We start from the raw sequence: 23,678 nt of genomic DNA, 5'->3' as shown, positions 1-23,678 counted from the left end.
GAGACTGCAAATGTCCATTCGCCTATCTCTCAAGGTGCGTTCTCGCCTGCGCGGCTTCTGCTCGGTCAGCGGATTGCCGCTGGTCACGCTCGGTGCAGCGTCCGCTTGCGTGCTGCTCAGCGTCACGGCGGCACACGCTGCCGGTTCGGGCATGCCCTGGGAAGCGCCGCTCGAGCGCGTCCTGGAATCCGTGCAGGGGCCCGTCGCCAAGATCGTCGCCGTCATCATCATAACAGTGACCGGCATTTCTCTGGCCTTCGGCGACACCTCCGGCGGATTCCGCAAGATGGTCCAGGTCGTATTTGGCCTCTCGATCGCTTTCGCTGCGAGCTCGTTCTTCCTGTCGTTCTTCTCGTTCGGCGGCGGAGCTCTGATCTGATGCGTCCCGATGGATTTGAACTCGTCCTGCACCGTTCGTTGACTGAACCAATCCTGATCGGCGGCGCCCCGCGTGCCGCCGCGATCCTGATCGGGACGCTCTCGGCCGTGCTGGCGCTCGGCCTGCGCCTTTGGCTCGCAGGCCTCATCCTCTGGGTCATCGGCCACAGCGCGGCCGTGTGGCTTGCCAAACGCGACCCGGTCTTCGTCGAAGTCGCCATCCGTCACACCAAGCACAAAGGACGGCTCGCATGCTGAACTTGAGAGAATTCCGAGGCAACGCCTATCGGCTGGCTGATTGGCTGCCTTGGGCCTGCCTGGTCGCACCAGGCGTCATCCTCAACAAGGACGGCAGCTTTCAACGGACGATACGCTACCGCGGGCCGGACCTCGACAGTGCGACTGAGGCCGAACTGATGAGCGTCGTATCTCGCGTCAACAATGTCTTGAAGCGTTTTGGCTCAGGCTGGGCTCTCTTCTTTGATGCCACGCGCATTCCGACTGGCGAATATCCGCGGTCGGAATTTCCCGATGCGGTATCCTGGCTGGTGGATGAAGAGCGGCGGGCCGCGTTCTCCGGCGCCGCCGGGGTGGCGTGGGAAGATCCGTCGCGCCCCGACGGGCAGCATTTTGAAAGTGTGCTGCATCTGACGTTGATGTACTTGCCACCGGCCGAAACGGTCTCGCGCCTCGAAGGCCTGTTTCTGGAGCGTCCCAAGGCGAGGGATCGCGCGGCGCGAAAAGGACATCGCATTCGGCGCGTCCCATGGATCAAAACCCCTGCAAAAGGGGACTTCGATGACGGTGAGGCTGATGAACAGCAGAGATTTGATAGCAATGAGAAAGGCTATCGCGATCATCTCCAGAGGTTCATCCAGGAAACCGATCGGGTGATCGATCTGCTCTCGTCAGTCTTGCCCGAGATCTGGCCTCTCAGCGATGCGGAGGCGCTCACCTATCTTCATAGCTGCGTCTCGACCAAGCGCCATCCGGTCAGCGTTCCCAAGATCCCGGCCTATCTCGATTGTTTCCTGAGCGATGAGCCCTTGACTGGGGGATTGTCGCCGGCGATCGGGCGGAGCCATCTGCGCGTGTTGACGGTCCTTGGGTTTCCGCACGTTACCTTTCCAGGCCTGCTCGATGAACTGAACCGGCTTGGCGTCGCCTATCGCTGGGCGACCCGGTTTATTTCGCTCGACCGTACGCAGGCAAACGCGACCCTGTCGCGCTACCGGCGGCAGTGGTTTGCCAAGCGGAAGTCGCTGGGAGCGATCCTCAAGGAGGTCATGTTCAACGAGCAGGCAACGCTGCTCGATACCGACGCCAGCAACAAGGCACTTGATGCCGACGCGGCGCTCTCCGAGCTCGGCGACGATCTGGTTGCCTTCGGCTATATCACCACGACCGTGACCGTAAGCGATGAGGACTCCCATCAGGCTGATGAGAAGATCCGCGCAGTCGAGCGGGTGATCAATAGCCGGGGCTTCACGGCCATCCGCGAGAGCGTCAACGCCGTGGAAGCCTGGCTCGGCAGTCTGCCGGGCCAAGCCTATGCCAACATCCGCCAGCCGATCGTCCACACCCTGAACCTCGCCCATATGTGCCCATTGTCGGCGATATGGGCCGGACCCGAACGATGTGAGCACCTCGACGGCCCGCCGCTTCTGATCGCCAAGACCAAGGGGGCGACCCCGTTCCGGTTGTCGCTCCACGCCGGCGACGTCGGGCACACCATCATTGTCGGTCCTACGGGAGCAGGCAAGTCGGTGCTGCTGTCGATGCTGGCGCTGCAATTCCGTCGTTATCCGAATGCGCAGTTGATCACGTTTGACAAGGGCCGGTCAGCACGGGTCACCACGCTCGCGTTGTCCGGGTCCTGGTACGAACTGGGCGCCAAGGGCGGTATCGCCTTTCAGCCGCTCAAGGATGTCGCGGAGGAGGGGCCGAGAGTCTGGGCGCTCGACTGGCTCTGTGGCGTGCTGGCCCATGAGCGCGTGACAGTGACCCCCGATGTCAAGGAGACGCTCTGGTCGGCGCTGAGGAGTCTCGGGTCTGCGCCGGTCTCGCAGCGGACAATGACCGGCCTCGTGGCGCTGCTTGCCCGCGACGCGCTGCGGCAGGCGCTGCAGCCCTACACACTGGAAGGACCCTATGGCCGCTTCCTGGACGCAGACGCCGACCGTCTTTCCGGTGCCGACGTGCTCACCTTCGAGATGGAAGAACTCATGGCGTTGCCGGGGCTGGTGGCGCCGGTCCTGACCTATCTCTTCCACAGCCTTGAGGACCGCTTCGACGGCCGGCCCACGCTGTTGGTGCTCGATGAAGCCTGGGTGTTTCTGGACGATCCGCTGTTCGCGAGCCGGATCCGCGAATGGCTGAAGACGCTGCGCAAGAAGAACGTCTCGGTGATTTTTGCGACCCAGTCGCTGGCCGATATTGCCGACAGCCAGATTGCCCCTGCGATCATCGAATCCTGCCCAAGCCGCATTTTCCTTCCGAACCCCCGAGCGATGGAGCCGACCCAGACCGAGACCTATCGCCGGTTCGGCCTGAATGACACGCAAATTCGCCTGATCGCGGAAGCCTTCCCCAAGCGCGACTATTATTTGCAGTCCCGCGCCGGAAACCGCTTGTTTGAGCTCGGCCTCGGTCCGGTGGCCCTCGCGCTGGTCGCGGCGTCTTCGCCTGAGGATCAACGGACCGTCGATGCCGTCCTGTCCCGCTCCGGCTCCCATCACTTCGCCAAGCGCTATCTCGCTGAACGAAACCTGCACTGGGCAGCGAACCTGATCAGCACCTTCGAACAGGCCAAGGCCTGACCTCAATCTCAATTCCTGGAGTCTTCCATGCTCGAAAGTATCGGCCGCATGTTCTTGGGTACAACTTCTAGGGTTATCGTGACAACGATGCTATCTATCGCCATCGCCGTGAATGGTTCGAGGCGGCTTGGCGCGTTTGATATCGTATTCGATCCGACCAATTACAGCCAGAATCTCCTGACCGCCGCACGAGCGCTTGATCAGATCAACAATCAGATCAGGAGCCTCGAGAACCAGGCGCAATCGCTGCGCAATCAGACAAAGAATCTCACGGCCTTGCCGACGAGCGTCGTCGGCCAGCTCACGTCGACAATCAATCAGATGAACACCCTGATTGGTCAGGCCAAGAACATTTCGTTCGATGTTCAGAAAACCCAGCAAGATTTCGAGCGGCAGTACCCTCGTCAATACGCGGCAGCCGTTTCGTCCGACAAGATGGTTCAGGACGCGACTTCGCGCTGGGACAATAGCTACGATGGACTGAAGCAGTCCCTCACGCTTCAGTCCGCGATCGTCGGCTCGTTGGACCAGGACGGCCAGACGCTTCGAACTCTGATGGCGAATTCGTCCACTGCGGTCGGCTCGCTGCAGGCTCAACAGTCTGGCAATGAATTGCTCGGCCTCCAGATCAAACAATCGTTGCAGACCCAGGCGCTCATGGCAACGCAGGCGCGCGCGGACACGTTGCGTGCAGCCGAACAGCAGGCATCGTCGGCCGCCGCGAAGGAGCGATTCAATCGCTTCATCGGCGATGGCCATGCCTACACCGCCGGCAAGTAGGTGAGGGCGCTATGGCTGATCTCTCCGTCATCGACCGGTTCACCGATACCTTCTCGCGCTACATCGACTCCGGATTTGGCCTACTGTCCGGCGACGTCTCATTCTTGAGCTCCACATTGATCGGCATCGACCTGACGCTGGCGGGGCTTGCCTGGAGCATGCGGGCGGACGATCACATCATGGTCACGCTTGCCAAGAAGGTGCTCTATGTCGGCGCTTTCGCGTTCATTATCGGCAACTTCAAGGGCCTCGCTGATATCGTCTTTGCGTCGTTCTCCAGCATCGGACTGAAGGCGTCAGGCGGGAGCTTGAGCGCGGCCGACCTGGCGCGGCCAGGCTTTGTCGCTTCCGCCGGGTTCACGGCCGCCCATCCGCTTCTTGAGGAGACCGGGCAATTCTCTGGGTTTGATGTCCTGACCAACCTGCCGACGATCCTGATCCTGCTGTTCTGCTGGATCCTGATCGTGCTCGCGTTCTTCATCCTCTCGGTGCAGCTCTTCGTCACGCTGATCGAGTTCAAGCTCACAACGCTTGCAAGCTTCATCCTCGTGCCGTTCGCCCTGTGGGGAAAGACTGCGTTTCTCGCGGAAAAAACCCTAGGCAACGTGGTCGCCTCGGGGGTGAAGGTAATGGTTCTCGCGATCATCATCGGCATCGGTTCGACCATCTTCGGGCAGCTCGCAAGCACGTTGACGAGGCCGGTCGATATCGTCTCGGCCATGAGCTTGTTGCTGGCCGCCCTTTCGCTGTTTGGCCTTGGCATTTTCGGCCCAGGAATCGCGGCGGGATTGGTCTCAGGTGCGCCCCAGTTAGGGGCCGGAGCTGCCGCCGGAACGGTGGCGGGTGCGGCGGCTGTAGTGATCGGCGGCGGAGCGGCGGCTGCGGGTGGGCTGCGTCTTGCGGCGGGCGGCTCGATGACCGCGGTTCGCTCAGCTGCGTCCCTAACAGGTGCGTCTTCGGCTGCCGGCACATCAGCGCGGGCCGCAACCGTGGATCAACTCTCGAGCGCGGGTACTGGTGGCGCAACGAACGGAGCGGCTGCATCAGGCGCAGGGCGTGCAGCGGCACCGTCAGGTCGCGGGCACGCGAGGGAAGCGGCTCAAGTCGCAGCCCACACGCTGAAAGAGGGCGACAAAGGTGGGCATTCGTCGGGCCCGAAGCTGGGGGAGGAGTAGGATATGGCTGGTCACCCCTTTCAGCGCGTGTCCGTCCGGTACGGCGAAACGCCAGAGCCGGTCACGCCCTATCAGAAAGCAGCCCAGGTCTGGGACGAGCGGCTCGGATCCGCCCGCGTGCAGGCCAGCAACTGGCGGGTTGCAGCGCTGGCAGCCATCGGCCTGTCCAGCGTCCTCGGATTGACGATCTTCACCCAGATCGCTCGCTCGGGTGTCGTTCCCTACGTGGTCGAGGTCGATCGGCTCGGTGAGGTCCGAGCAGTCGGGCCGGCGCTCGAGGCCTACCAGCCGTCAGACGCGCAGATCGCGCATTTCCTTGCGCGGTTCATTGAGAACGTCCGCTCGCTGTCGATCGATCCGGTCATCGTCCGGGCGAACTGGCTGCGCGCCTACGACTTCGTCACGGATCGCGGCGCGCAAGCCTTGAACGACTACGCGCGCGACGCTGATCCGTTCACGAAGATCGGCTCCAAGACAGTGACCGCGGAGGTCACGTCCGTGGTGCGTGCGTCCGGCGACAGCTTCGAGATCCGCTGGAAAGAGAACACCTACGAGAATGGCGCAATCGCGAAGACCGAGCGCTTCACGGGTCTCGTCACCACCGTTCTCAAGCCGCCCGCGGATGCCGAAACGCTGCGGAAGAACCCCCTCGGGCTCTACGTCCACTCGCTGAACTGGTCGCGCGACCTCATCGGAGACGCCAAATGAACTCTACTGCACTCACCAAACTCGCGTCGGCCAGTGTCCTTGCCTTGTCGCTTGGACTTGCCGGATGCGCCACCAAGCTCAATCTCGAAGCGCCCTATGATGAGATGACGTTCGAGAAGGCGCTTCCAGAGACCGATCCGCCGGCGCCGGTGCAGGTCGTTGAAACGCCAAAGGTCCTGCCCTTGCCGGGTCAGTTGAAGCCCTTTCCAACAAAGGCCGGCAAGGAGGAAAAACTGCCGCCGGAGCAGGCGATCGCCAAAGCGAACAAGGCGGCACGGATGGAGCCCACGCGCGCCGGGTATATCAATGCAATCCAAGTGTATCCCTGGACGGAGGGCGCGCTCTACCGTCTCTATGCCAGTCCAGAGAAGGTCTCGACCATCGCGCTTCAACCCGGTGAGGAACTGATCGACGTCTCTACAGGCGATACGGTTCGCTGGGTAGTCGGCGATACCTCGAGCGGGCAGGGCAACTCCCGGCGTGTGCACATTCTGGTCAAGCCAACGCTTCCGGATATTCAGACCAACCTCGTAGTCCTGACCGATCGGCGAGCCTATCACCTCGAGCTCGTCTCGACCAAGCAGACCTACATGGCGTCCATCTCGTGGACCTATCCGACCGATACGCTCGTCGCGCTCCACAAGCAGAACGCCGCCGCCCAGCAGAACGAAGAGCGGGTCGCCGATCGCGGCGTGCGGCTCGACAGCCTGAACTTCCGCTATCGGATTGAAGGAGACGATCCGCCGTGGCGTCCGCTGCGCGCCTTCGATGACGGCCGCAAGGTCTACATCCAGATGCCGTCCGGCCTGTCACAAGGGGAGGCACCGCCCTTGTTCGTCGCTGGAGCCGATGGCCGGCCGAACCTCGTCAACTACCGGGTCCGCGGCACCTACTACATCGTCGATCGGATGTTCGGCGCCGCCGAGCTTCGCCTTGGCGAAGATCCGCAGCGCATCGTCCGGATCATCCGCATCGACGCGCGACCGGTGTCGCAGGTCTTCAACACCAGGAGCGCTTCATGACCACCGGGTTGGATCAGGATCCGGAGCCGCTGGAACTGCGAGCGCGTCCGCGGCCCGTTCGACGCCTCAACAGGCGCGCCCTCATGATCGGCTGCGCGGTCGCGGCGCTGTTTGTCGGTGGGGCGATCCTCATTGCGCTCCGACCGCTCTCCTTCAAGCCGTCGGAGCGGACAGAGCTTTACAATACTGACCGCAAGCAGACCGCCGAGGGCTTGAGCAAGCTGCCCAAGTCCTATGAGGAACTGCCGCCATCGACGCCGCGGCTTGGACCGCCGTCGCCCGGGGACATTGGCCGGGCCTTTGCCGAAAACGAAAAGAAGGCCGGTGTGGCATCGGAAGTTGGTTTCCGGGCTAGTCCGGAGGAAGATGCCGAGCGGGCCGAGCGGATCCGGCAGACGCGTGTTGCTCAGCAGGCAAAGGAGTCGGGCTTGTTCGTCCGCCTGTCGGAAAAACAGGACAAGCGCAAGCAGGCGAGTACGACCGAAGCACCGAATGCTGTCCCATCCGCATTCCGGCCTTCAACGCCTGATACCGGGCCGTCCGCTGCGGAGCTCGCAAAGACGGCACAGGCTATGATCGACCGCTCCAGCGAAATCATTCCCTCGTCGCAGGCGCGAAAGCTGGCATTCGTGGGAGCGAAAGCCGACACGGAGACCACCAACCCCCATGCGCTCAAACCAGCACCATCCACCTATGCGGTGATGGCGGGGTCGATCATTCCGGCGAGTCTAGTGACGGGCCTGAATTCAGACTTGCCCGGGGCGACCATCGGCCAGGTCACCGAGAACGTCTACGACACGGTGACGGGCGAGCATCTCTTGATTCCGCAGGGGACGAGAATTGTGGGCAAGTACGATAGCGTCGTCGCCTTTGGTCAGAAGCGGGCGCTGGTCGTCTGGAGCCGGCTCATCTTGCCCAACGGCAACTCGATCGCGATCGAGAACCTTCCGGCTACAGATGTTGCAGGCTACGCCGGGCTCGAGGACCAGGTAGACTTCCATACCTGGCAGTTACTCAAAGGCGTCGCCTTGGCGACCCTTATCGGAGTGGGAACACAGCTATCGATCGGCAACGACGAGAGCGATCTCGTGAAAGCGTTGCGGGAAAGCACGCAGCAGACGACAAACCGGGCTGGGCAGCGATTGGTGGAGCGCGAGCTCGACGTGCAGCCGACGATCACGGTGCGGCCGGGCTGGCCGCTGCGGGTGATTGTTTCGAAGGACTTGGTGCTGAAGCCATATCAGGACGTTCAGACCACGGCTAAGGGTGGGTAAGGGATGAAGCTTGCGAAGCTACCTGATCGGACACCGGTGAAAATGAATGTCGTGCTTGCGCCAGTGCTTGCACAGCGGTTGCGGGAGTATGCTGAGTTCTATGCGGAAACGTACGGCAACAAGGAAGAAGCAGCTGAGCTGATACCGTTCATGCTTGAGGCGTTTCTTGACAGTGACGCAGATTTTCGAAGGGCTAGAAAGATCGCGCCGAGCGGGCCGGTGCCGGCGCCCTGAGAGAGCCCTGTACTTACCCTGCTGTCCGTTGGAGCAGTTCGATCGAGCGTTGTACCGCGTGAACTGATTTTTGAAGCCTCCCCAGCAGTTCTTGAAGATCCCGTTCGGTCACCTCTTCCATGTGAAGGTTGTCGCTAACCGGCACGAAATCCGAATCGTCGCTGTGCGGGCGCACGACTCACAGATAGAAAAGGCGCCGGTCGATGTTGGAAGCATCGGCCGACGCCTGGGTGGGAATCCCGAAGGACCCTCCATCTTACACCGAAGGTTCTCGCTCCACCCAGGCAATCTGTCAATCACGCGCGCGATGTCGCCTCGCGCCACAGAAGAGGTTTGTCTGATGAAACGTACCCGCAAGATCACTATCATCGAGGAGGTGGAGGTCACGCCGTCGGCCCCTCCGCCGCGCGGGCGTGTCCATAGCGCCTTGGGCGTGCTTGTCCGTCTCGGGGCGTTTCTCGCAGCGTACTTCCACGGTGGGCACTAGGCCACTAGCGGGAGGCGGGCGCGGTTTCGAATGAAGTGCGTCAGAAAATCTCAGCCACAACCTTGAAGCCCTTTATGTCGGTCGGGACCTCACTGAATTTGATGACCTTCCCACCGGTGTAGGTATCGACGACGTGACCATTGAATGCCGCGAAGACATGGCCTTCTCCTAGCTCTTTGTGAGAGGTCAGGACAAGTATTGGGGAGAGCGAAGTGGAGCTGTCGAACAGCTCTTCAATCGTCAGGCCCTTATGAGCTTCGTCCGAAGTTGTCAGAGATGCCTAATGAAGGCAGCGCCTTGAGCCAGCACTTGGGAGGAATTCCCTCAAACTGCGTGAAGGGTCCGATCCCGAGGATTTCTGCCTGCTTGTTGATAGCTTCCATCACTTCTGAGATTTTCTTTCCTGTGATGCCTACGAGCGCTGTTGGCACGCAGAAAGTACCCTGAACCCAATCAGTCACATGATGAAGTCGCATTCAAAAACCTCAGCACTTTAGATCATGGGGAGCGGTCAGATCGACGTCCAGTCGAACTCCAGCTTGTCCGCCCAAGAGCCGCGGATCAAGGCGTAGTTGCTCGCGCCCCTTCTTAAACCTCAACGTCGGCTGGCTGCGCACAGTCGTGTAAACTTGTAAAAGCGACTGCGTTCTCACTGGCTGTAGTCGCGGCGTTGCCGCTCATCATGTTGGCACCGCACTCTGTGGGTACTTCGGAGGCTGGCTGTTTAGTGTGGTCTTCCTGGCAACGTGGGGAGCGTTTCACCTTTGGCTGCAGCTGCCGCCGGATATGACCGGCGGGATGTTCGGAGGAGCGCTACGCTATCATCGTTTGGCAGGTGCATAGGCGGCCAGACTGGGCCGGGGGAGATCTGTCGCGAGACGAACTGCAAGCTTCGCAGGGTGCCTGAGGTGCGGGACGCGCTCAATGGACTTCGCAACGCAGTTTGGCTGGAGTTAGAGCGCTTCGTTTCGGACGATCTCGATACCGAAGCCTGACAGTCCCTTGAAGTGATGCGTCGACGACGTGAGGTGACGGATGGAGCTGATCTTGAGATCCCGCAGGATCTGAGCGCCGACGCCGATCTCGCGCCATTGCCGATTGCGGTCGTGTTCGCGCGAGCCGATCGGGCCTAGCGGCTCAGGCGGAACGCCCGCCGCGCCGTCGCGCAGATAGACGAGTACGCCGCTGCCATTCTCCTTGAAGCGTTGCAGAATGACGTTCATCTTAGCCTGTTCCTGACTCGAGAACAAATCGCGCAGGATGTTTCGTTTGTAGAAGCGCGTGAGGACGTTGGTGCCGTCGCCCAGTTCTCCGTAGATATAGGCGACGTGATGAATGGGGTCGAACGGCGAGCGATACGAATAGCCCTGGAGCGGGCCGATCGGGCTCTCCGCCGTGAGGCTCGAGACGCGCTCGATCAGCGTCTCGCGGGCCTGCCGGAAGCTGATGAGGTCAGCGATGGCGACCTGTTTCAGCTTGTGCTTGTCGGCGAACGCCGCGACTTGCGGACCCTTCATCACTGAGCCATCGTCGTTCATCAGTTCGCTGATGACACCGACCGGCTCGAGACCTGCCAGTCTGCACAGGTCGACGGCGGCCTCGGTGTGACCCGAGCGCATGAGTACGCCCCCCTCCTTTGCGATCAGAGGGAAGACGTGTCCCGGCCGGCAAAAATCGCCGGCGCCGGCGTTGGGGTTGGCGAGTGCACGGCAGCACGAGGCCCGTTCTTCGGCCGAGATGCCCGTTCCGTTATCCGGCCGGTAGTCCACCGACACGGTGAACGCCGTGGTGTGAGCCGAGTCGTTGTTGAGAACCATCGGGTCAAGCCGCAGGCGTCTCGCGTCTTCGAGGGTAATCGGAGCGCAAACGATTCCCGATGTATGGCGGATGATGAAGGCCATCTTCTCAGCCGCGCACTGCGAGGCGGCGACGACGAGGTCGCCTTCACCCTCGCGATCGTCGTCGTCGGTGACCACGACGATTTCGCCGTCGGCGAACGCCTGCAGGGCCGCTTCGATCGATGCCGTCATCTCGGTCGCTCTGCTCGCTGGAGCCGACGTGTGCTCGCGTTGGGGCGTGTGCGGACTGTCAGGCTCGGAGCGCCGCTCGAGCACTCTGCCGATCTTGACTTCACCATTATTGCTAACTGGCCGGAGCCCATGGCGGGGCGACTCATAGTCTTTCCACGCTGTAGCTGGGACAATTGGTGTCGAGCCCGATCGGCGCGTCGGACAGCAAAGGACCAGCTGCGTCGTATCGGGGTCTCTGGGAGCGCTCCAGAGGGCGCGAGGGGTTGGCGCAAGCCTTCACGGTGACCGGCCGATTGGTGTCGATCGGCAGCACCGTCTTGTACGAAATGCGCTTGAGGGCCAGATTTGATCGAATGCTGCTGACACCCGGGATGCGGGATAGTTTGTTGACGATGAGGTCTTCGAGATCTTCGATGTCGGCCGCCATGACGCGGAGCATGTAGTCGCTCTCACCGGTCATCAGATAGCATTCCATCACCTGGGCCAGCCGGTCGATGGATCGGGTGAAACTCTCGAGTGACGTCTGGACCTGCTTTTCCAGCTTGATCTGGATGAAAGCCGTTACACCAATGCCGAGCACGGCGGGATCGAGAAGGGCGATCCGTCGATCGATCACGCCGAGTTTTTCGAGTGTTCTGACGCGAGCCAGACACGGCGACGGCGAGAGATTGACGCGTGATGCGAGTTCGACATTGGTCAAGCTCGCATTCTGCTGGAGCTCGTTGAGGATCTTGATATCTATTCTGTCGAGAGAGGTTGTCGACATCGCGTGTCTCCCAAATCTGGCAGTCTTCTTGCGGCGCTTATCACCATCGTTTGCGGGGCGATGACAATCGCGTGGTAAACGCTAATCGCAATTGCGCTTGTGGGATTTCGACAAATCGCCGACTTGTATCGAAAAACCGTCAACCTTGGGATTGTGCATTGCGATCAGAGTGTTAGTTGCCTAATTTCGATACATTTTTTGCACATGCGATATGCAGGCCGATGTTGATCCAACGGATCGATCACGATGTAACGGCCGGCGCTTCATCGAAGTGGCTCCCCCCCTGGCACTTGACGGGATGTGCAGCAGAGCTTCGGTGTCGAGCATCGCAACTCTGCGGCCCTGTTTCGTACGACCGCCTTTCGCCGCGTGTGGCCGTGGTCCCAGGTCGCTGACCACACCGCCGGCGTTGCGCGAGACAAGTGGTTCGGCAGGAACGACAGCCCACCCTCGACGACCAGATAATGGCAAAGATCGGCCGGACGCAGAGCTGGATCAAGCGATCCGACAGGTCGCTGCAGCATAAAATGCTGATGAAGCTTCTGCGACACGCGTTGTTCAAGCAGTAATGCTGAGAGGCTCGAGCGACTATTCATCCACGATCGCACTAGGGCGGCGGACGGTTGGATTGTCGAGCGTGAAACTGAAGCAAGTCTATCTAACAGCGAACGATCCTGGACGCCTGGCCGAGTTCTACGAAGGCTTGGGTTTGAAGGTGCGCTTCGCTGATCCCGGCAAGTGGATCCAGTTCGTGAGCGATGCGGCTGCGTTCTGCGTCGCCGACCCGATGGAGTCCGCGTCGGAACAACTCAAGGATGCCGTTCTCGTCTTCGATGTCGACAACCTCGAGGCCGCCATGGAGCGTGCCGCAGCCATGGGTGCGCAAGTCGGCGCGGTTCGGGACATGGCCAGTCACGGCCGTGCGGTGAAGGTGCGGGATCCGGGCGGCAACGTCATCCAGTTCTATCAAGCAGCCGGATAGCTCAGACGTTCACTGGGGCAGCGCTGCATGCCCGGACTCACAACCAGGCAAATAGGGCGCATCCATCCCGTGAATCCAAGAGTCGTAGCTATGTCGTCCGCAACACCGCCGCTCTCCGAACCGAGCCCACTCGATGCCGCAGCATTCCGCGCTGCGATGCGCAACGTGCCGGGCACCGTGTCGATCGTCACGACAGGCCGGGCGCCGAACCGCCATGGTCTGACACTGACGGCAGCCTGCTCGCTGTCGGCGGCTCCGCCCAGCGTGCTGGTTTGCGTCAATCGATCCGCCGGTGCGCACGACACCATTCTCAGCAGTGGGTCGTTCTGCTGGAATATTCTGGGGGTCGAGCATCGCGATCTGGCGCTCAAGTTTTCCGGGCAGGACGGCAGCAAGGGCGATATCCGCTTCGGCGACGGTTTGTGGTGCGATCTCAAAACCGGAGCACCAAGTCTGGTCGGCGCGGTCTGCAGCTTCGATTGCCGCGTGCTGAATGCTTACAGCGACACTAGTCACACCATCTTCACCGGAGAGGTGGTGGCTCAGACGATGAGAGCCGGATGTGAGTCGCTCGTCTATATCGACGGAAGTTTCGCCGCGCCAAAGGCGGTCTGAAACACAGGACGACGTCCGACGCCGCTACGTTTCCGCTACAGCCAAGATGGAACCGATCAGCATGCAAGGAAGACTAAGACTTTCCATCGCGCATCCATCAGCGGTCGGACGCTGATGCTGTCGCTTTGGGTCAATGTAATCGCCGGCGGGGTGCTCATCGGGCTGGTTTACGGGCTCGTCGCGCTCGGCCTCACGATCATCTTCGGCGTCATGCGCGTGGTCAATTTCGCTCATGGCGAGATGGTCGTGTTCGGGATCTACATCGGATACTGGACCGTTCGAATCTGGGACGTCCCGATCGTTTTAGCCGCCGCGATCGCCGCGGTCGTCATGTTCGTGTTCGGCTATCTGCTGGAGACGCTCGTCGTGAAGCGGTTCGTCAATCGGCCGCATCACTATCAGTTCATCGTCTTCATCGGCCTCTCACTGCTTTTCAGCGGCGTATTGCTGATGTCGTTCGGTCCGGATCCGCGGCCGACGGCGTCTCAGCTGTCCTTCCAGACCGTGAGCGTGGGACCGCTCACCTTGGATTGGGCCCGCATCCAGGCGGCCGCTACGGCCGGACTGCTGATCGCCGCACTGGGCGCTTATCTGAGGTACTCCGCATTCGGCCGATCGCTGCGGGGCGCCGCCAATAATCGACTGGGCGGACTGGTGGTCGGGCTGAACATCCCCCGGGTCTATGCGGTGACCTTCGGCATCGGAACAGCCTGCGCTGGCGTCGCCGGCGCATTGATCTCGCCGTTGTTCGATGCGCAGCCCTATCTCGCCGTCGACTTCACGCTGCTGGCCTTCGTGACGGTGATCGTCGGCGGTCTCGGCAGCTTCGGCGGCGCTCTTCTGGGCGGCCTGACGATCGGAGTCGCCGAAGCGATCGCGGCCTTGATGTTCACGCCGTCGATGAAAACAGCACTCCCTTACGCACTCCTGATCATCATCCTGATTTTCCGTCCGAGGGGGTTTTTCGGTGCAAAGGACATCTGATCAAGCCAGCGACGCCAAGCGTTGGGGCGCCGGCGTTCTGGTCTTCGCCGCCCTGGCCGTGGTTGGTGGCATGTCCAACGCCTACGTCATCTCGCTTCTGACGATCGTCCTGTTGTTCACCTTCATGGGACAATCATGGAACCTGATGCTCGGGATCGGCGGGCAGCTATCCATCGGTCATGCGCTGTTCGTTGGAATCGGCGCGTATGCGGTGGCGATCCTGAACATCAAATACGGCGTCACCCCGTGGATCGGTCTGCTGCTGGGCGCGGTGATTGCGGGCTCCGTCGGCGCGGTGCTGGCGTGGCTGAGCTTCCGCTTCGAGGTCCGTGGCATCTATTTCGCGCTGCTCACGATCGCAGCCGCCGAATTCGCCCGGATCATGTTCGGCGGGTGGGATTATGTCGGCGGCATGCAGGGCCTGTTCTATCAGGCGCCGAGCGGCGCGATGGACCTCGGGATGCTGCGCGGTGACGCGCGGTTCTACTACTTCGTCGCGCTCGCGCTTGCGGCCATCGGCGTCGCGGGAACGGAGCTGATCTCGCGGTCCTATTGGGGCTATGTCTGGCGGGCGATGCGGGATGACGACGAGGCCGCCCGCGCGCTGGGGGTGCGGACGTTTCGCCACAAGGTGCTGGTGGTCTCGATATCGGCCGCGACGGCCGCGATCGGCGGCGGCGTGCTGGGCCTGGTGCAGGGCGCTATCTTTCCGGATTCAATCATGGGCATGGCGATCTCGGTCGACGTACTGATCGGCCCCGTGGTCGGCGGATTGGGCACTGCGTTCGGCCCGCTGGTCGGCTCGATGGCCGCAATCCCGCTGCATCACGCCATGGGGGCTCTCGGCGACGCCCTGGGGCTCCCCGGACTGAACAGCGTCGCCTACGGGGCGGTGCTGATCCTGGTCGTGTGGTTTCTGCCCGACGGCATCTGGCCGTCGATCGTTCGGCTCTACGGGGCGATCCAGGTGCCGGCGCGCGGCCGGATCCCACAACTGCGGAAGGTCGAGGAATGACCGCGCTGCTCGAAGTGAAGGACCTGACCAAAGCGTTCGTTGGATTGGTCGCGGTCAATGACGTCAGCTTCTCACTGCAGGCAGGCCGCATCACCGCCCTGATCGGACCGAACGGCGCCGGCAAAACCACCTGCTTCAATCTCGTCGCCGGGGCGCTGAGACCGACCGCCGGGCAGGTGCTGTTCGAGGGGCGTTCGCTCGAGCGCGAGCCGCCCGAAGCGGTGTGCCGCATGGGCATTGCGCGCACCTTCCAGATCGTCCGGCCGATGAAAGATATGTCGGTGCTCGAGAATGCCATGGTGGGCGCTTTCAGCTGGACGACGAGCGTCAAGGAGGCGCGGGACAAGGCGCATGAGTCGCTCGAAAATGTCGGGCTCGCCGGCAAGGCGAATGCCCGGACGGATCAGTTGACCTTACCCGATCGCAAGATGCTGGAGATGGCGAAGGCGCTCTCGACTCGCCCCAAGCTGCTGCTGCTCGACGAAGTGATGGCGGGGCTGCGTCCGACCGAAGCGGCCGGCGTCGTCGGCGTGCTGCACAGGCTCGCCGAGGGCGGATTGACGATCCTGCTGGTCGAGCACGTGATGCGGATCGTGATGGAGGTGGCGTCGACCGTGGTGGTGCTTCACCACGGCGCCAAGATCGCCGAGGGCAAGCCGTCAGAGGTGGTGGCGGATCCTGCGGTGCTGGAAAGTTATCTGGGGGCCGGCTTCCATGCCTGACGACGCGCTTCTCGCCATCGACGACCTGAGCGTGGCCTATGACGGCTCCAATGCGCTGAACGGCGTGTCGCTCCGCATCGGCAAGGGTGAACTGATCTGCGTGGTCGGCGCCAACGGCGCCGGCAAGACCTCTCTGATCCGATCAATCGCGGGGATCGTGCCGTCGTCGCGCGGTTCCGTCAGGTTCAACGGAGTCGATATCTCGCGGCGACCGCCGTGGGACATCTGCGAAATGGGCATCGCTCAGGTCGCCGAGGGCCGCCAGATCTTCGGTGCGCTCTCTGTCGAGGACAATCTGCTGATCGGAGGCTCGCTGAAGCGGGCCAGGCACGACCGGGCAAACACGCTTGATTCCGTCTATCAGCTGTTCGGGCGACTTCGCGAGCGCCGCGACCAGCTCGCCGGCACGCTCTCCGGCGGCGAGCAACAGATGCTGGCGATCGGTCGCGCGATCATGTCGAAGCCAAAAATCGTGATGTTCGACGAGCCGTCGATCGGGCTGTCGCCGGCGCTGACCGACGTAATGTTCGGCGTCGTCAAATCCCTCAACGAGCAGGGTATCACGGTCCTTCTCGTCGAGCAGAATGTCGCCAAGTCGCTCGCGCTGAGCAGCCGCGGCTATGTGCTCGAGAACGGCTCCGTGGTGTTGCACGGATCGAGCCGCGATCTGCTCGAGAACCCCGATGTCCAGCGCGCCTATTTGGGGTTGTGAGGTGCGCCGTCTCGGCGAGGCGTCGGGCATTGCCGCTCTCGTCGCGCCGCCGTGTGGTCCACCGCTCCCCGTCTGTTGTAGCCGCTCTCGCTTGGGTCTCACTTATGAACACTGCCACTTCTCTCCTGATCGAGCGTGATCAAGACCTGGTCACGATCACGATGAACCGGCCGCCGGCCAATGCGCTGAATGCTCAACTCATCGTCGAGTTGCTGGAGGCGATTCGGCGCTTTGCCGACGACGAGAATCCGCCCGGCATCGTGCTCACCGGAGGCGGCGACCGCTTCTTCAGCGCAGGCGGCGACATCAAGGAAGTCGTCGGGATCGATGTCGCGAGGCCGCGCATCCGGTTCTTCCACGAACTCCTTGTGGCGATGGAGAACTATCCGGGTCCGATCGTCTGCGCCGTCCGCGGCTATGCGGTCGGAGGCGCCCTGGAGTTTCTGCTGCATACGGACTATGTCGTGGCCGATGCTGCGTGCAAGATCGGGTTCCCGGAAATCAACCACGGCCTGCTGCCGGTGACCAAAGGCATGCGCCGGGCCGTCGAGAAGCTCGGCGTGCGGGCGGCGCAAGAGCTGCTGTATTGGGGCGAGCTCGTCGGCGCGGAACGCGCCGTGGCGATCGGCGCCGTGAACGAGATCGTCGCGACCGAGGAGGTCGCGTCCCGAGCGCGAGACGTGTGCAGCGCGTTGCGGCAGAAAGACCGCAAGCTGTTCCACGCCATCAAAAGATCGCTCAACCTCACCGCGCAAATGAGCGATCAGGCGCTCGAAGAAATGACCGTGGCCGACCTCGACGCCTATGTCACAGACGAGAGCTCAATTAATGTGCGTGCGAGGTTTCTGTCAAAGAGCAGTAAGGGCTGAATGATGGCGCGCGGATATCCCGATCAGATCTATCTGGAGCAGATGAGCCACGAGGAAGTCGCCGCGGCGCTGGCCGATGGGTGCACGACGGTGGTGATTCCGTTGGGGGCCGTCGAGCAGCATGGACCGCATTTGTCTTTGGGCATGGATGCGGATCATGCCGATGCTCTGGCCGAGCGGATCGCGCGCAGCCGCGGAAACACGCTGGTGGCGCCGACCATCAGGGTCGGCTGCTCGTCTCATCATCTGCCATTCCCGGGCACGATCTCGCTACGGCCGGAGACGCTGGAAGCGATTTGTGTCGATTATTGCACAAGCCTGGCGCGGCACGGCTTCAAACGCATCCTGATTCACTCGGGCCACATCGGCAATTTTCCGGTCCTGAAGGACATGCTCGGTCGCCTGCGCGGGGCCGTCCCCTCGGATGTTGCGATCCAGGCGTTCGTCGACTCGACGAAATGGATCGACACGTGGCGCGATGCGGTGCGTGAAGCCGGAGGAGACGTATTAGCCGTCGGCGGCCACGCCGATATCGCCGAGACGTCGCTAATGATGGTCATTCGGCCCGACAGCGTCAGACAAGACCGCTTCGAGGTGGGCCATCTTGGCGGCTTGTCGGAGGCTGATCTCGAGCTGATGTGGAAGAACGGCATCCGATCGGTTTCGCATAACGGCGTGATCGGAAGTCCGTTCGGTTCGAGCCACAACATCGGCGAAGCGTGCCTCGCGGCGGTCGCCGAGTTGCTGATCAAGACCTTCGATAGCGAGGCCGGAGACGACGGCGCCAGCCGTTGACGGTCAGCCCGCCCGCTGAGCGGCGAAGCTTCCCAACGGCGTCTGCCATGTTGCGAATACTGACAGCATAAAATTCGGAAAGCTTTACTAAGCAACGCGGCTTTCGGGCGAAAATATCGCCCCGCCTATGAAACCCTCTGGCATCTCGAAAGCTAAGAGGATTGAGACATGGCACTAACGTTCGGGTTCTGGTCTGAACAGGAAACCCAGGTCGGCCACAGTTACTCGCGCCGGCTTCACGAACTCGTCGACGAAGTCCGCCTGGCCGAGAAGGTCGGCTTCGACTGTGTCGCGCTCTCCGAGCAGCACGTGGCACTGGGCGGGATCTCGAGCTCGGCGCCCGAAGTGGTATTCGGCTATCTGGCCGCGGTGACGTCGCGCGTCAAGCTGCGCGCGGCCGTGACGCTGATGCCGCAGCGCATCAACCACGCGTTGCGTTCGGCCGAGCGGCTTGCGGTGACCGACATCCTGTCCAACGGCCGCATGGAATTCTACGGCGGCCGCGCCAACACCACCATCGCGATGCGGGCGTTCAATGTCGATCCGAACGAAACGCTGGCGCAGATGGAAGAAGGACTGGCGCTGCTGAAAACGGCGATGCGCCAGGACATTTTCACGTTTGACGGCAAGTACTACCAGATCCCTCCGCGCCAGCTGGTTCCGAAGCCGATACAGAAGCCGCATCCGGTGATCGGGATCGCGGCGACCAGCGAGCGCAGTCACGTCTGGGCCGCCTCGCAGGGCTTCGCCGTGATGAGCAGCAACATCTATCAGGGCTGGGAAGCGCAGCAGAAGCTGATCGGCGCCTATCAAAAAAACTGGAAGCGCGACGAGGGGGGACCGCTGCAGCGCCCGCGTATCGGCATTCCGCTGTTCATCGGCATCGGGAAAACGGACGAGCAGGCCAAAGCGGATTATGCCGGCCCGCTGATGCACTATGCCAAGATCTCGACCGATGCCTATCCGCGTCTCGCGGCGATTGCCGACGACTACAAGTACATGGGAGAGAGCGTGCCGTCGATGGAGCGTGCCGCCAACGACTGGGACTATCTGGTCAACGAATCGGCCACGACGGTGTGCGGCAGCCCCGATACGGTCATTCGTCAGATCGAGAAGTTCGAGGCCATGGGGATCGACGAAGTGCTGCTGCACATGGACTCCGTGCCGCACGCGAAGATCATGGAGGCGATCGACATGGTCGGTCGCTACGTCATCCCGCATTTCAACGACAGAAACAACGTCGTGCGGCCGACCGAGGAGATCCTCGGGCAGATCCGGCTGATGCGGACCCAGAACAAGTAATCCAGCGGTGAAATCAATGTCGCAATACGGCTACAAGTACCTGATCGTCGAACAGCGCGCCACAGGCGTCGCGATCGTCACGATGAACCGACCGGAGATCCTCAACGCGATCAACTGGGAGATGCACGAGGAGCTCGAAGACGTCTTCGTCAAGCTGGATCACGACAGTTCTGTCAACGCGATCGTTCTCACCGGTGCGGGCCGCGGATTTTGCTCCGGTGGTGATCAGAAGTCGCTGGATAAGGGGACGCTGCCGTCTCCGACGCGCAGCGGTCGCCACCTCATCCGCAACGTGCTGGAAGTCGAAGTGCCGATCGTCGCCGCCGTCAACGGTGTCGCGGTCGGCCTGGGTGCCACGCTCGCGCTGTTCTGCGACGTGATCTATGCGAGCTCGACAGCTCGTTTCGCCGACACGCACGTCAATGCCGGCGTCGTCGCGGGCGATGGCGGCGCGGTGATCTGGCCGCTGCTGATGGGGCCGGTGCGCGCGAAGCACTATCTGATGACCGGCGAATTCATCTCCGCCGAGAAGGCAGCTGCTATCGGCATGATCAACGAGGTGGTCGCGGACGGCAACGTTCTCGATGCCGCGATCGAATACGCCGAACTGCTGGCAAGCGGGCCGAAGGAATCAATCGTGTGGACCAAGTACAGCGTCAACAAGATCATCAAGCAGTACGCACACCTGCTGCTCGACACCTCTGCGGCGCTGGAGATGTTGACCTTCAAGTCGCCCGAGCGGGCCGAGGCGGTAGCCGCCTTCGCGGCCAAGCGCAAGCGTTTCGCGGAGCGCTGAGATGAACGTCGGTGCGATTACATCCGGCGCCCAGTTGGCCGATACGACCGTCGCGCAACTTTTGGCTGCGCGACTTGCGGAGCGGCCCGACAAGATCGCCGTGCAACAAAAGCGTCACGGCGCCTGGACCGCCATGACGTGGGGCGCCTATGCGCGGCGTGTCGTGAACCTGGCTAGCGCGCTCCGGCGTGCTGGTCTCGAGCGAGGCGATCGGGTCGCGATCATGGGCGATTCGTCCGAGGAATGGCTGATCGCCGACATGGCCACGATGTGCGCCGGGGGCGTCATGGTGGGCGTGTACTTCACCTCGTCACCGGAAGAGGTGGCTTACTGTCTCACGGATTCAGGCGCGAGGTTCGCGTTCGTCGGCGGGGAGCAGCAGCTTCGCATCGTGATCGCCTCCAATCAGGCCGAGCTGCTCCGCGGCATCATCGTGCTCGACCCGGACTGGACCGGCGAGGCCACGGCGTCGATCAAGTCGCTGTCCGACTTTGTCGGAGCACCCGATGTCGATGCGCATGATTATCTGCAGAAGGAGAGCGCGACAGCAAAGGCGTCCGATGTCGTCAGCATCGGTTATACGTCCGGGACGACCGGGAACCCCAAAGGCGCCATGTTGACGCACCTTTCCATTCTCGCCGGCGTTCATTGCATCACCCTGTTCGGCCCCAGCATGCGCGAGGAGGAACACCGGGTGGTCGTGCATTTGCCGATGTCGCATACCGTCGCGCGCGGGCAGGCGACGACGTTGCCGCTGATCGCCGACGCAGTTCCTTATTTCGGCGAGACGACCGCGGACTTCGCCCAGACGATCAAAGAGGTGAAGCCCACCTACTACATGGCGCCGCCGCGGTTCTACCAGCGTTTTGCGACGCAAATTCTCAGCAAGGTGCATCCTGCCGGCGGCGCGGGAGATCAGAACTACGCGCTCGCCATGACGATCGCGCGCAGGGCGCTCGAAGACCGCCAGGGCGGCCACGAAGACGCCTTCGTCTCGAAACTATTCGCGGCCTGCCGCGAGCAAGTGTTCCTGCCGCTGCTCGCGGAGGTCGGTTTCGACGAGCTGAAGGTCGCGTTCACTTCGTCGGCGGCGATGCCGTCCGAGCTGATGTCGCTGTGGCAGCTGTGGGGCTTGCAGCTCAAGGAGTGCTACGGCCAGACCGAATTGGTCGGTGCCAACCTGGTGCAGATGGCGGAGTGGCCGAAGGCCGGCAATGTCGGGGTCCCGTTGCCGGATCCGGCTTGGGAAACCGCCGTGCTCCAGGACGGTGAGATGATCGTCCGTGGACCGGGATTGTTCGCGGGCTATTGGAACAAGCCGGACGAAACGAAGGCGGCGCTGCGCGACGGCTGGCTCTACACCGGCGACATCGTCGAAGTGTCGCCGGAAGGAATCTTCAAGCTGGTCGACCGGAAGAAGGAGATCATCAACACGTCGAACGGCAAATCAATCAGCCCAACTCAGATCGAAAACGAGCTGAGGCACAGCCCCTTCATCTCCGAGGCGGCGGTCATCGGCGAGGGGCGAAAATATCTCACCGCCCTGATCGAAGTGGATGCCACTGCCACAATGGACTGGGCGAAGTCGCGCGACGACAAGATCACGAGTTACGCCGACCTGGCAGCCTCCGAGATCGTCAACCGGCTGATCGAGGCGGAGATTGGCAAGGCCAACGGAAGGCTGGCGCGAGCCGAGCAGATCAAGGCGTTCCGCATTCTGCCGGAGGAGCTGTCGCTCGAGAACGGCGTGATGACGCCGACGCGGAAAAAGCGTCGCAAGCAGATCAACGAGCGCTATCAGTCGCTGATCGCATCTCTCTACGACGAAACCGAGGAAAAGCTGATCAAGGCCGAGATGGGCCTTTGACGTCGGCGGTCGCTCCCCAGACCTACGAAGCTACCAGTCAAGATACAGTTCACTCCTTCAGCAACAGGACATCGAGATGACCAAGCGAAGCGGAATCACGCGGCGGACGATTGTCGGAAGCGGATTGGGAATTGCGGCAGGCCTGGTATCGAGGCCATCGTTTGCGGCGACCACGAAGGTGAAGGTCGGAGCGATCATGCCCAGCAGCGGCGTGCTGGCGTTTCCCGGTCAGGCCTGCGTGCGCGGCATCGATCTCGGCGCCAAATTCGCGCGTGAGAAGTTCGGCCTCGACATCGAGATCGTTCACGCCGATACGCAAAGCCGTCCGGAGAACGGCCGGATTGCCGCCGAGAGCCTGATCCGGCAGGGCTGCACCGTGCTGATCGGCGCGTGGGATTCCGGTGCCACGATTTCAGCGCTGCAGGCCTGCGAGGCCGCGAAGGTGCCGATGGTGGTCCACATCGCGAGCGCCACCCAGGTGACTTCGCAGGGCTTCACCCAAGTGTTCCGCTATTACCCCACGTCGCTGACCATCGTGCGGCAATCGCTGGCCGAGCTGAAGTCCGTGCTCGGCACGCTGAAGGATCCGCCGAGCAGCGCCGTCGTTCTCCATCTCAACAACACGATGGGGCAGTCGACGGCAGCCAGCATTGATCAGGCGTGGAAGGAAGTGGGTGTTCCGCTCAAGATCGCGCAGTACGTTGCCTATGACGAGAAGGCCAAGGACCTGTCGGTGGAGGTCGCCAAGGCGAAAGCGTCGGGTGCCGATGCCTTGATCTCGGTCACGCGCGTCAACGACGCGATCATGATCGCGCGCGAATGCATCAAGCAGGGTTGGGATCCCAAGATGGTATTTTCGCCCAACTCCAACGGCGTGTCGGACAAGGCGTATCACGACGCGCTCGGAAAGTACGGTGACGGTCCGGTTCTGTCGGCGTTGTGGCTCAATCCGAAGGGCGCCGAGACCGACAAGATCATGAAGATGTTCGCGGCCGACTACCCGAACGACTGGTTCGACGCCAATGCGGGCTGCGCGTTCGAGGCAGTTCAGATCGTCGCAGACGCCGTGACGCGGGCGGCGTCGCCGGAGTCGCCGGCGATTCACGGCGCGCTCAAGACGACCGACATGAAGCCTTTCCTGATGTACGGCGACAACACCAAGTTCGACGAGACCGGCCAGAACATCCACTGTTCGATGGTGATGCTGCAGGGTTTGAAAGGCAGGCCGCGGGTGGTGGCTCCAAAGGCCATCGCGGAAGCGTCGCTCGAATATCCGCTTGCGCCTTACAGCAAACGCTGACGTCGTTCCGTGCGGCCCCGCGAAAGCGTCGTGGGGGCGCTGTCGT

Annotated in this window: 23 protein-coding genes; 21 read left to right on the top strand and 2 right to left on the bottom strand. The window is 62.1% G+C overall.

The window, feature by feature from the left end; genetic code table 11:
• Positions 1-10 precede the first annotated feature (10 nt).
• The 9 genes from AC1RQP_RS06715 to AC1RQP_RS06675 are packed head-to-tail and all read left to right on the top strand — an operon-like array spanning position 11 to position 8,390.
• Complete coding sequence (locus tag AC1RQP_RS06715; RefSeq protein WP_492936330.1) at positions 11-379, top strand: TrbC/VirB2 family type IV secretion system protein; 369 nt, start codon at positions 11-13, stop codon at positions 377-379.
• A complete protein-coding gene (locus tag AC1RQP_RS06710; protein ID WP_492936329.1) occupies positions 379-636 on the top strand; it encodes a VirB3 family type IV secretion system protein in 258 nt (85 codons plus the stop codon). The genes AC1RQP_RS06715 and AC1RQP_RS06710 overlap by 1 nt, the downstream gene beginning before the upstream one ends.
• On the top strand, positions 630-3,197 hold the full coding sequence (gene trbE / locus AC1RQP_RS06705) for a conjugal transfer protein TrbE (RefSeq protein WP_492936328.1): 2,568 nt from the start codon (positions 630-632) through the stop codon (positions 3,195-3,197). The genes AC1RQP_RS06710 and trbE overlap by 7 nt, the downstream gene beginning before the upstream one ends.
• A gap of 27 nt (positions 3,198-3,224) precedes the next feature.
• Entirely contained in the window at positions 3,225-3,977 is a 753-nt protein-coding gene (gene trbJ / locus AC1RQP_RS06700) for a P-type conjugative transfer protein TrbJ (RefSeq protein ID WP_492936327.1), read from the top strand.
• Between the two features lie 11 nt (positions 3,978-3,988).
• Positions 3,989-5,152, top strand: coding sequence for a P-type conjugative transfer protein TrbL (gene trbL / locus AC1RQP_RS06695; RefSeq protein WP_492936326.1), 1,164 nt, complete (start codon positions 3,989-3,991; stop codon positions 5,150-5,152).
• Positions 5,153-5,155: 3 nt separating this feature from the next.
• A complete protein-coding gene (trbF, locus tag AC1RQP_RS06690) occupies positions 5,156-5,860 on the top strand; it encodes a conjugal transfer protein TrbF (protein ID WP_492936325.1) in 705 nt (234 codons plus the stop codon).
• On the top strand, positions 5,857-6,882 hold the full coding sequence (trbG, locus tag AC1RQP_RS06685; RefSeq protein ID WP_492936324.1) for a P-type conjugative transfer protein TrbG: 1,026 nt from the start codon (positions 5,857-5,859) through the stop codon (positions 6,880-6,882). The genes trbF and trbG overlap by 4 nt, the downstream gene beginning before the upstream one ends.
• On the top strand, positions 6,879-8,156 hold the full coding sequence (locus AC1RQP_RS06680) for a TraB/TrbI/VirB10 family type IV secretion system protein (protein ID WP_492936323.1): 1,278 nt from the start codon (positions 6,879-6,881) through the stop codon (positions 8,154-8,156). The genes trbG and AC1RQP_RS06680 overlap by 4 nt, the downstream gene beginning before the upstream one ends.
• Positions 8,157-8,159: 3 nt before the next feature.
• Complete coding sequence (locus tag AC1RQP_RS06675) at positions 8,160-8,390, top strand: DUF2274 domain-containing protein (protein ID WP_492936322.1); 231 nt, start codon at positions 8,160-8,162, stop codon at positions 8,388-8,390.
• A gap of 1,440 nt (positions 8,391-9,830) precedes the next feature.
• Here the strand turns inward: AC1RQP_RS06675 and ribB are convergent.
• Positions 9,831-10,907 carry a 3,4-dihydroxy-2-butanone-4-phosphate synthase gene (gene ribB, locus AC1RQP_RS06670; RefSeq protein WP_492936321.1) on the bottom strand — a complete coding sequence of 359 codons (1,077 nt, stop codon included), beginning with the start codon at positions 10,905-10,907 and terminating at the stop codon, positions 9,831-9,833.
• Positions 10,908-11,049: 142 nt separating this feature from the next.
• Positions 11,050-11,607 carry an Lrp/AsnC family transcriptional regulator gene (locus tag AC1RQP_RS06665; protein ID WP_492936320.1) on the bottom strand — a complete coding sequence of 186 codons (558 nt, stop codon included), beginning with the start codon at positions 11,605-11,607 and terminating at the stop codon, positions 11,050-11,052.
• Positions 11,608-12,310: 703 nt separating this feature from the next.
• Here AC1RQP_RS06665 and AC1RQP_RS06660 point away from each other — a divergent pair.
• From AC1RQP_RS06660 to AC1RQP_RS06605, 12 genes are all read left to right on the top strand, one after another.
• Positions 12,311-12,655, top strand: a complete 345-nt coding sequence (locus tag AC1RQP_RS06660) for a VOC family protein (protein WP_245448461.1) — start codon at positions 12,311-12,313, stop codon at positions 12,653-12,655.
• A 156-nt stretch (positions 12,656-12,811) separates the two neighbouring features.
• On the top strand, positions 12,812-13,270 hold the full coding sequence (locus AC1RQP_RS06655; protein ID WP_492936319.1) for a flavin reductase family protein: 459 nt from the start codon (positions 12,812-12,814) through the stop codon (positions 13,268-13,270).
• Positions 13,271-13,384: 114 nt separating this feature from the next.
• Positions 13,385-14,254, top strand: a complete 870-nt coding sequence (locus AC1RQP_RS06650) for a branched-chain amino acid ABC transporter permease (protein WP_492936318.1) — start codon at positions 13,385-13,387, stop codon at positions 14,252-14,254.
• On the top strand, positions 14,238-15,269 hold the full coding sequence (locus tag AC1RQP_RS06645) for a branched-chain amino acid ABC transporter permease (RefSeq protein ID WP_492936317.1): 1,032 nt from the start codon (positions 14,238-14,240) through the stop codon (positions 15,267-15,269). The genes AC1RQP_RS06650 and AC1RQP_RS06645 overlap by 17 nt, the downstream gene beginning before the upstream one ends.
• A complete protein-coding gene (locus AC1RQP_RS06640; protein WP_492936316.1) occupies positions 15,266-15,991 on the top strand; it encodes an ABC transporter ATP-binding protein in 726 nt (241 codons plus the stop codon). Before AC1RQP_RS06645 ends, AC1RQP_RS06640 begins: the two co-directional genes overlap by 4 nt.
• Positions 15,984-16,703, top strand: coding sequence for an ABC transporter ATP-binding protein (locus AC1RQP_RS06635; RefSeq protein WP_492936315.1), 720 nt, complete (start codon positions 15,984-15,986; stop codon positions 16,701-16,703). Before AC1RQP_RS06640 ends, AC1RQP_RS06635 begins: the two co-directional genes overlap by 8 nt.
• A 104-nt stretch (positions 16,704-16,807) precedes the next feature.
• Positions 16,808-17,572 carry an enoyl-CoA hydratase/isomerase family protein gene (locus AC1RQP_RS06630; protein WP_492936314.1) on the top strand — a complete coding sequence of 255 codons (765 nt, stop codon included), beginning with the start codon at positions 16,808-16,810 and terminating at the stop codon, positions 17,570-17,572.
• Positions 17,573-18,367, top strand: a complete 795-nt coding sequence (locus tag AC1RQP_RS06625; protein ID WP_492936313.1) for a creatininase family protein — start codon at positions 17,573-17,575, stop codon at positions 18,365-18,367.
• Positions 18,368-18,535: 168 nt separating this feature from the next.
• On the top strand, positions 18,536-19,669 hold the full coding sequence (locus tag AC1RQP_RS06620) for an LLM class flavin-dependent oxidoreductase (RefSeq protein WP_492936312.1): 1,134 nt from the start codon (positions 18,536-18,538) through the stop codon (positions 19,667-19,669).
• 16 nt (positions 19,670-19,685) lie between these two features.
• The gene (locus AC1RQP_RS06615; protein ID WP_492936311.1) at positions 19,686-20,465 is read left to right on the top strand and encodes an enoyl-CoA hydratase/isomerase family protein; all 780 of its coding nucleotides are present in this window, start codon (positions 19,686-19,688) and stop codon (positions 20,463-20,465) included.
• A 1-nt stretch (position 20,466) separates the two neighbouring features.
• Positions 20,467-22,332, top strand: a complete 1,866-nt coding sequence (locus AC1RQP_RS06610; RefSeq protein ID WP_492936310.1) for an AMP-dependent synthetase/ligase — start codon at positions 20,467-20,469, stop codon at positions 22,330-22,332.
• A gap of 76 nt (positions 22,333-22,408) precedes the next feature.
• Complete coding sequence (locus AC1RQP_RS06605) at positions 22,409-23,632, top strand: ABC transporter substrate-binding protein (protein WP_036008561.1); 1,224 nt, start codon at positions 22,409-22,411, stop codon at positions 23,630-23,632.
• Positions 23,633-23,678: the final 46 nt, after the last annotated feature.

The organism is Bradyrhizobium sp. GW821-FHT13H06 (assembly GCF_058803975.1).
The sequence above is the reverse complement of the archived record's forward strand: the minus strand, read 5'-3'. Positions and strand labels throughout refer to the sequence as shown.

Coding starts and splice junctions, on each gene's coding strand:
- AC1RQP_RS06715 (WP_492936330.1), top strand. CDS start 11: ATGTCCATTCGCCTATCTCTCAAGGTGCGTTCTCGCCTGCGCGGCTTC.
- AC1RQP_RS06710 (WP_492936329.1), top strand. CDS start 379: ATGCGTCCCGATGGATTTGAACTCGTCCTGCACCGTTCGTTGACTGAA.
- trbE (WP_492936328.1), top strand. CDS start 630: ATGCTGAACTTGAGAGAATTCCGAGGCAACGCCTATCGGCTGGCTGAT.
- trbJ (WP_492936327.1), top strand. CDS start 3,225: ATGCTCGAAAGTATCGGCCGCATGTTCTTGGGTACAACTTCTAGGGTT.
- trbL (WP_492936326.1), top strand. CDS start 3,989: ATGGCTGATCTCTCCGTCATCGACCGGTTCACCGATACCTTCTCGCGC.
- trbF (WP_492936325.1), top strand. CDS start 5,156: ATGGCTGGTCACCCCTTTCAGCGCGTGTCCGTCCGGTACGGCGAAACG.
- trbG (WP_492936324.1), top strand. CDS start 5,857: ATGAACTCTACTGCACTCACCAAACTCGCGTCGGCCAGTGTCCTTGCC.
- AC1RQP_RS06680 (WP_492936323.1), top strand. CDS start 6,879: ATGACCACCGGGTTGGATCAGGATCCGGAGCCGCTGGAACTGCGAGCG.
- AC1RQP_RS06675 (WP_492936322.1), top strand. CDS start 8,160: ATGAAGCTTGCGAAGCTACCTGATCGGACACCGGTGAAAATGAATGTC.
- ribB (WP_492936321.1), bottom strand. CDS start 10,907: ATGACGGCATCGATCGAAGCGGCCCTGCAGGCGTTCGCCGACGGCGAA.
- AC1RQP_RS06655 (WP_492936319.1), top strand. CDS start 12,812: ATGCGCAACGTGCCGGGCACCGTGTCGATCGTCACGACAGGCCGGGCG.
- AC1RQP_RS06650 (WP_492936318.1), top strand. CDS start 13,385: ATGCTGTCGCTTTGGGTCAATGTAATCGCCGGCGGGGTGCTCATCGGG.
- AC1RQP_RS06640 (WP_492936316.1), top strand. CDS start 15,266: ATGACCGCGCTGCTCGAAGTGAAGGACCTGACCAAAGCGTTCGTTGGA.
- AC1RQP_RS06635 (WP_492936315.1), top strand. CDS start 15,984: ATGCCTGACGACGCGCTTCTCGCCATCGACGACCTGAGCGTGGCCTAT.
- AC1RQP_RS06630 (WP_492936314.1), top strand. CDS start 16,808: ATGAACACTGCCACTTCTCTCCTGATCGAGCGTGATCAAGACCTGGTC.
- AC1RQP_RS06625 (WP_492936313.1), top strand. CDS start 17,573: ATGATGGCGCGCGGATATCCCGATCAGATCTATCTGGAGCAGATGAGC.
- AC1RQP_RS06620 (WP_492936312.1), top strand. CDS start 18,536: ATGGCACTAACGTTCGGGTTCTGGTCTGAACAGGAAACCCAGGTCGGC.
- AC1RQP_RS06615 (WP_492936311.1), top strand. CDS start 19,686: ATGTCGCAATACGGCTACAAGTACCTGATCGTCGAACAGCGCGCCACA.
- AC1RQP_RS06610 (WP_492936310.1), top strand. CDS start 20,467: ATGAACGTCGGTGCGATTACATCCGGCGCCCAGTTGGCCGATACGACC.
- AC1RQP_RS06605 (WP_036008561.1), top strand. CDS start 22,409: ATGACCAAGCGAAGCGGAATCACGCGGCGGACGATTGTCGGAAGCGGA.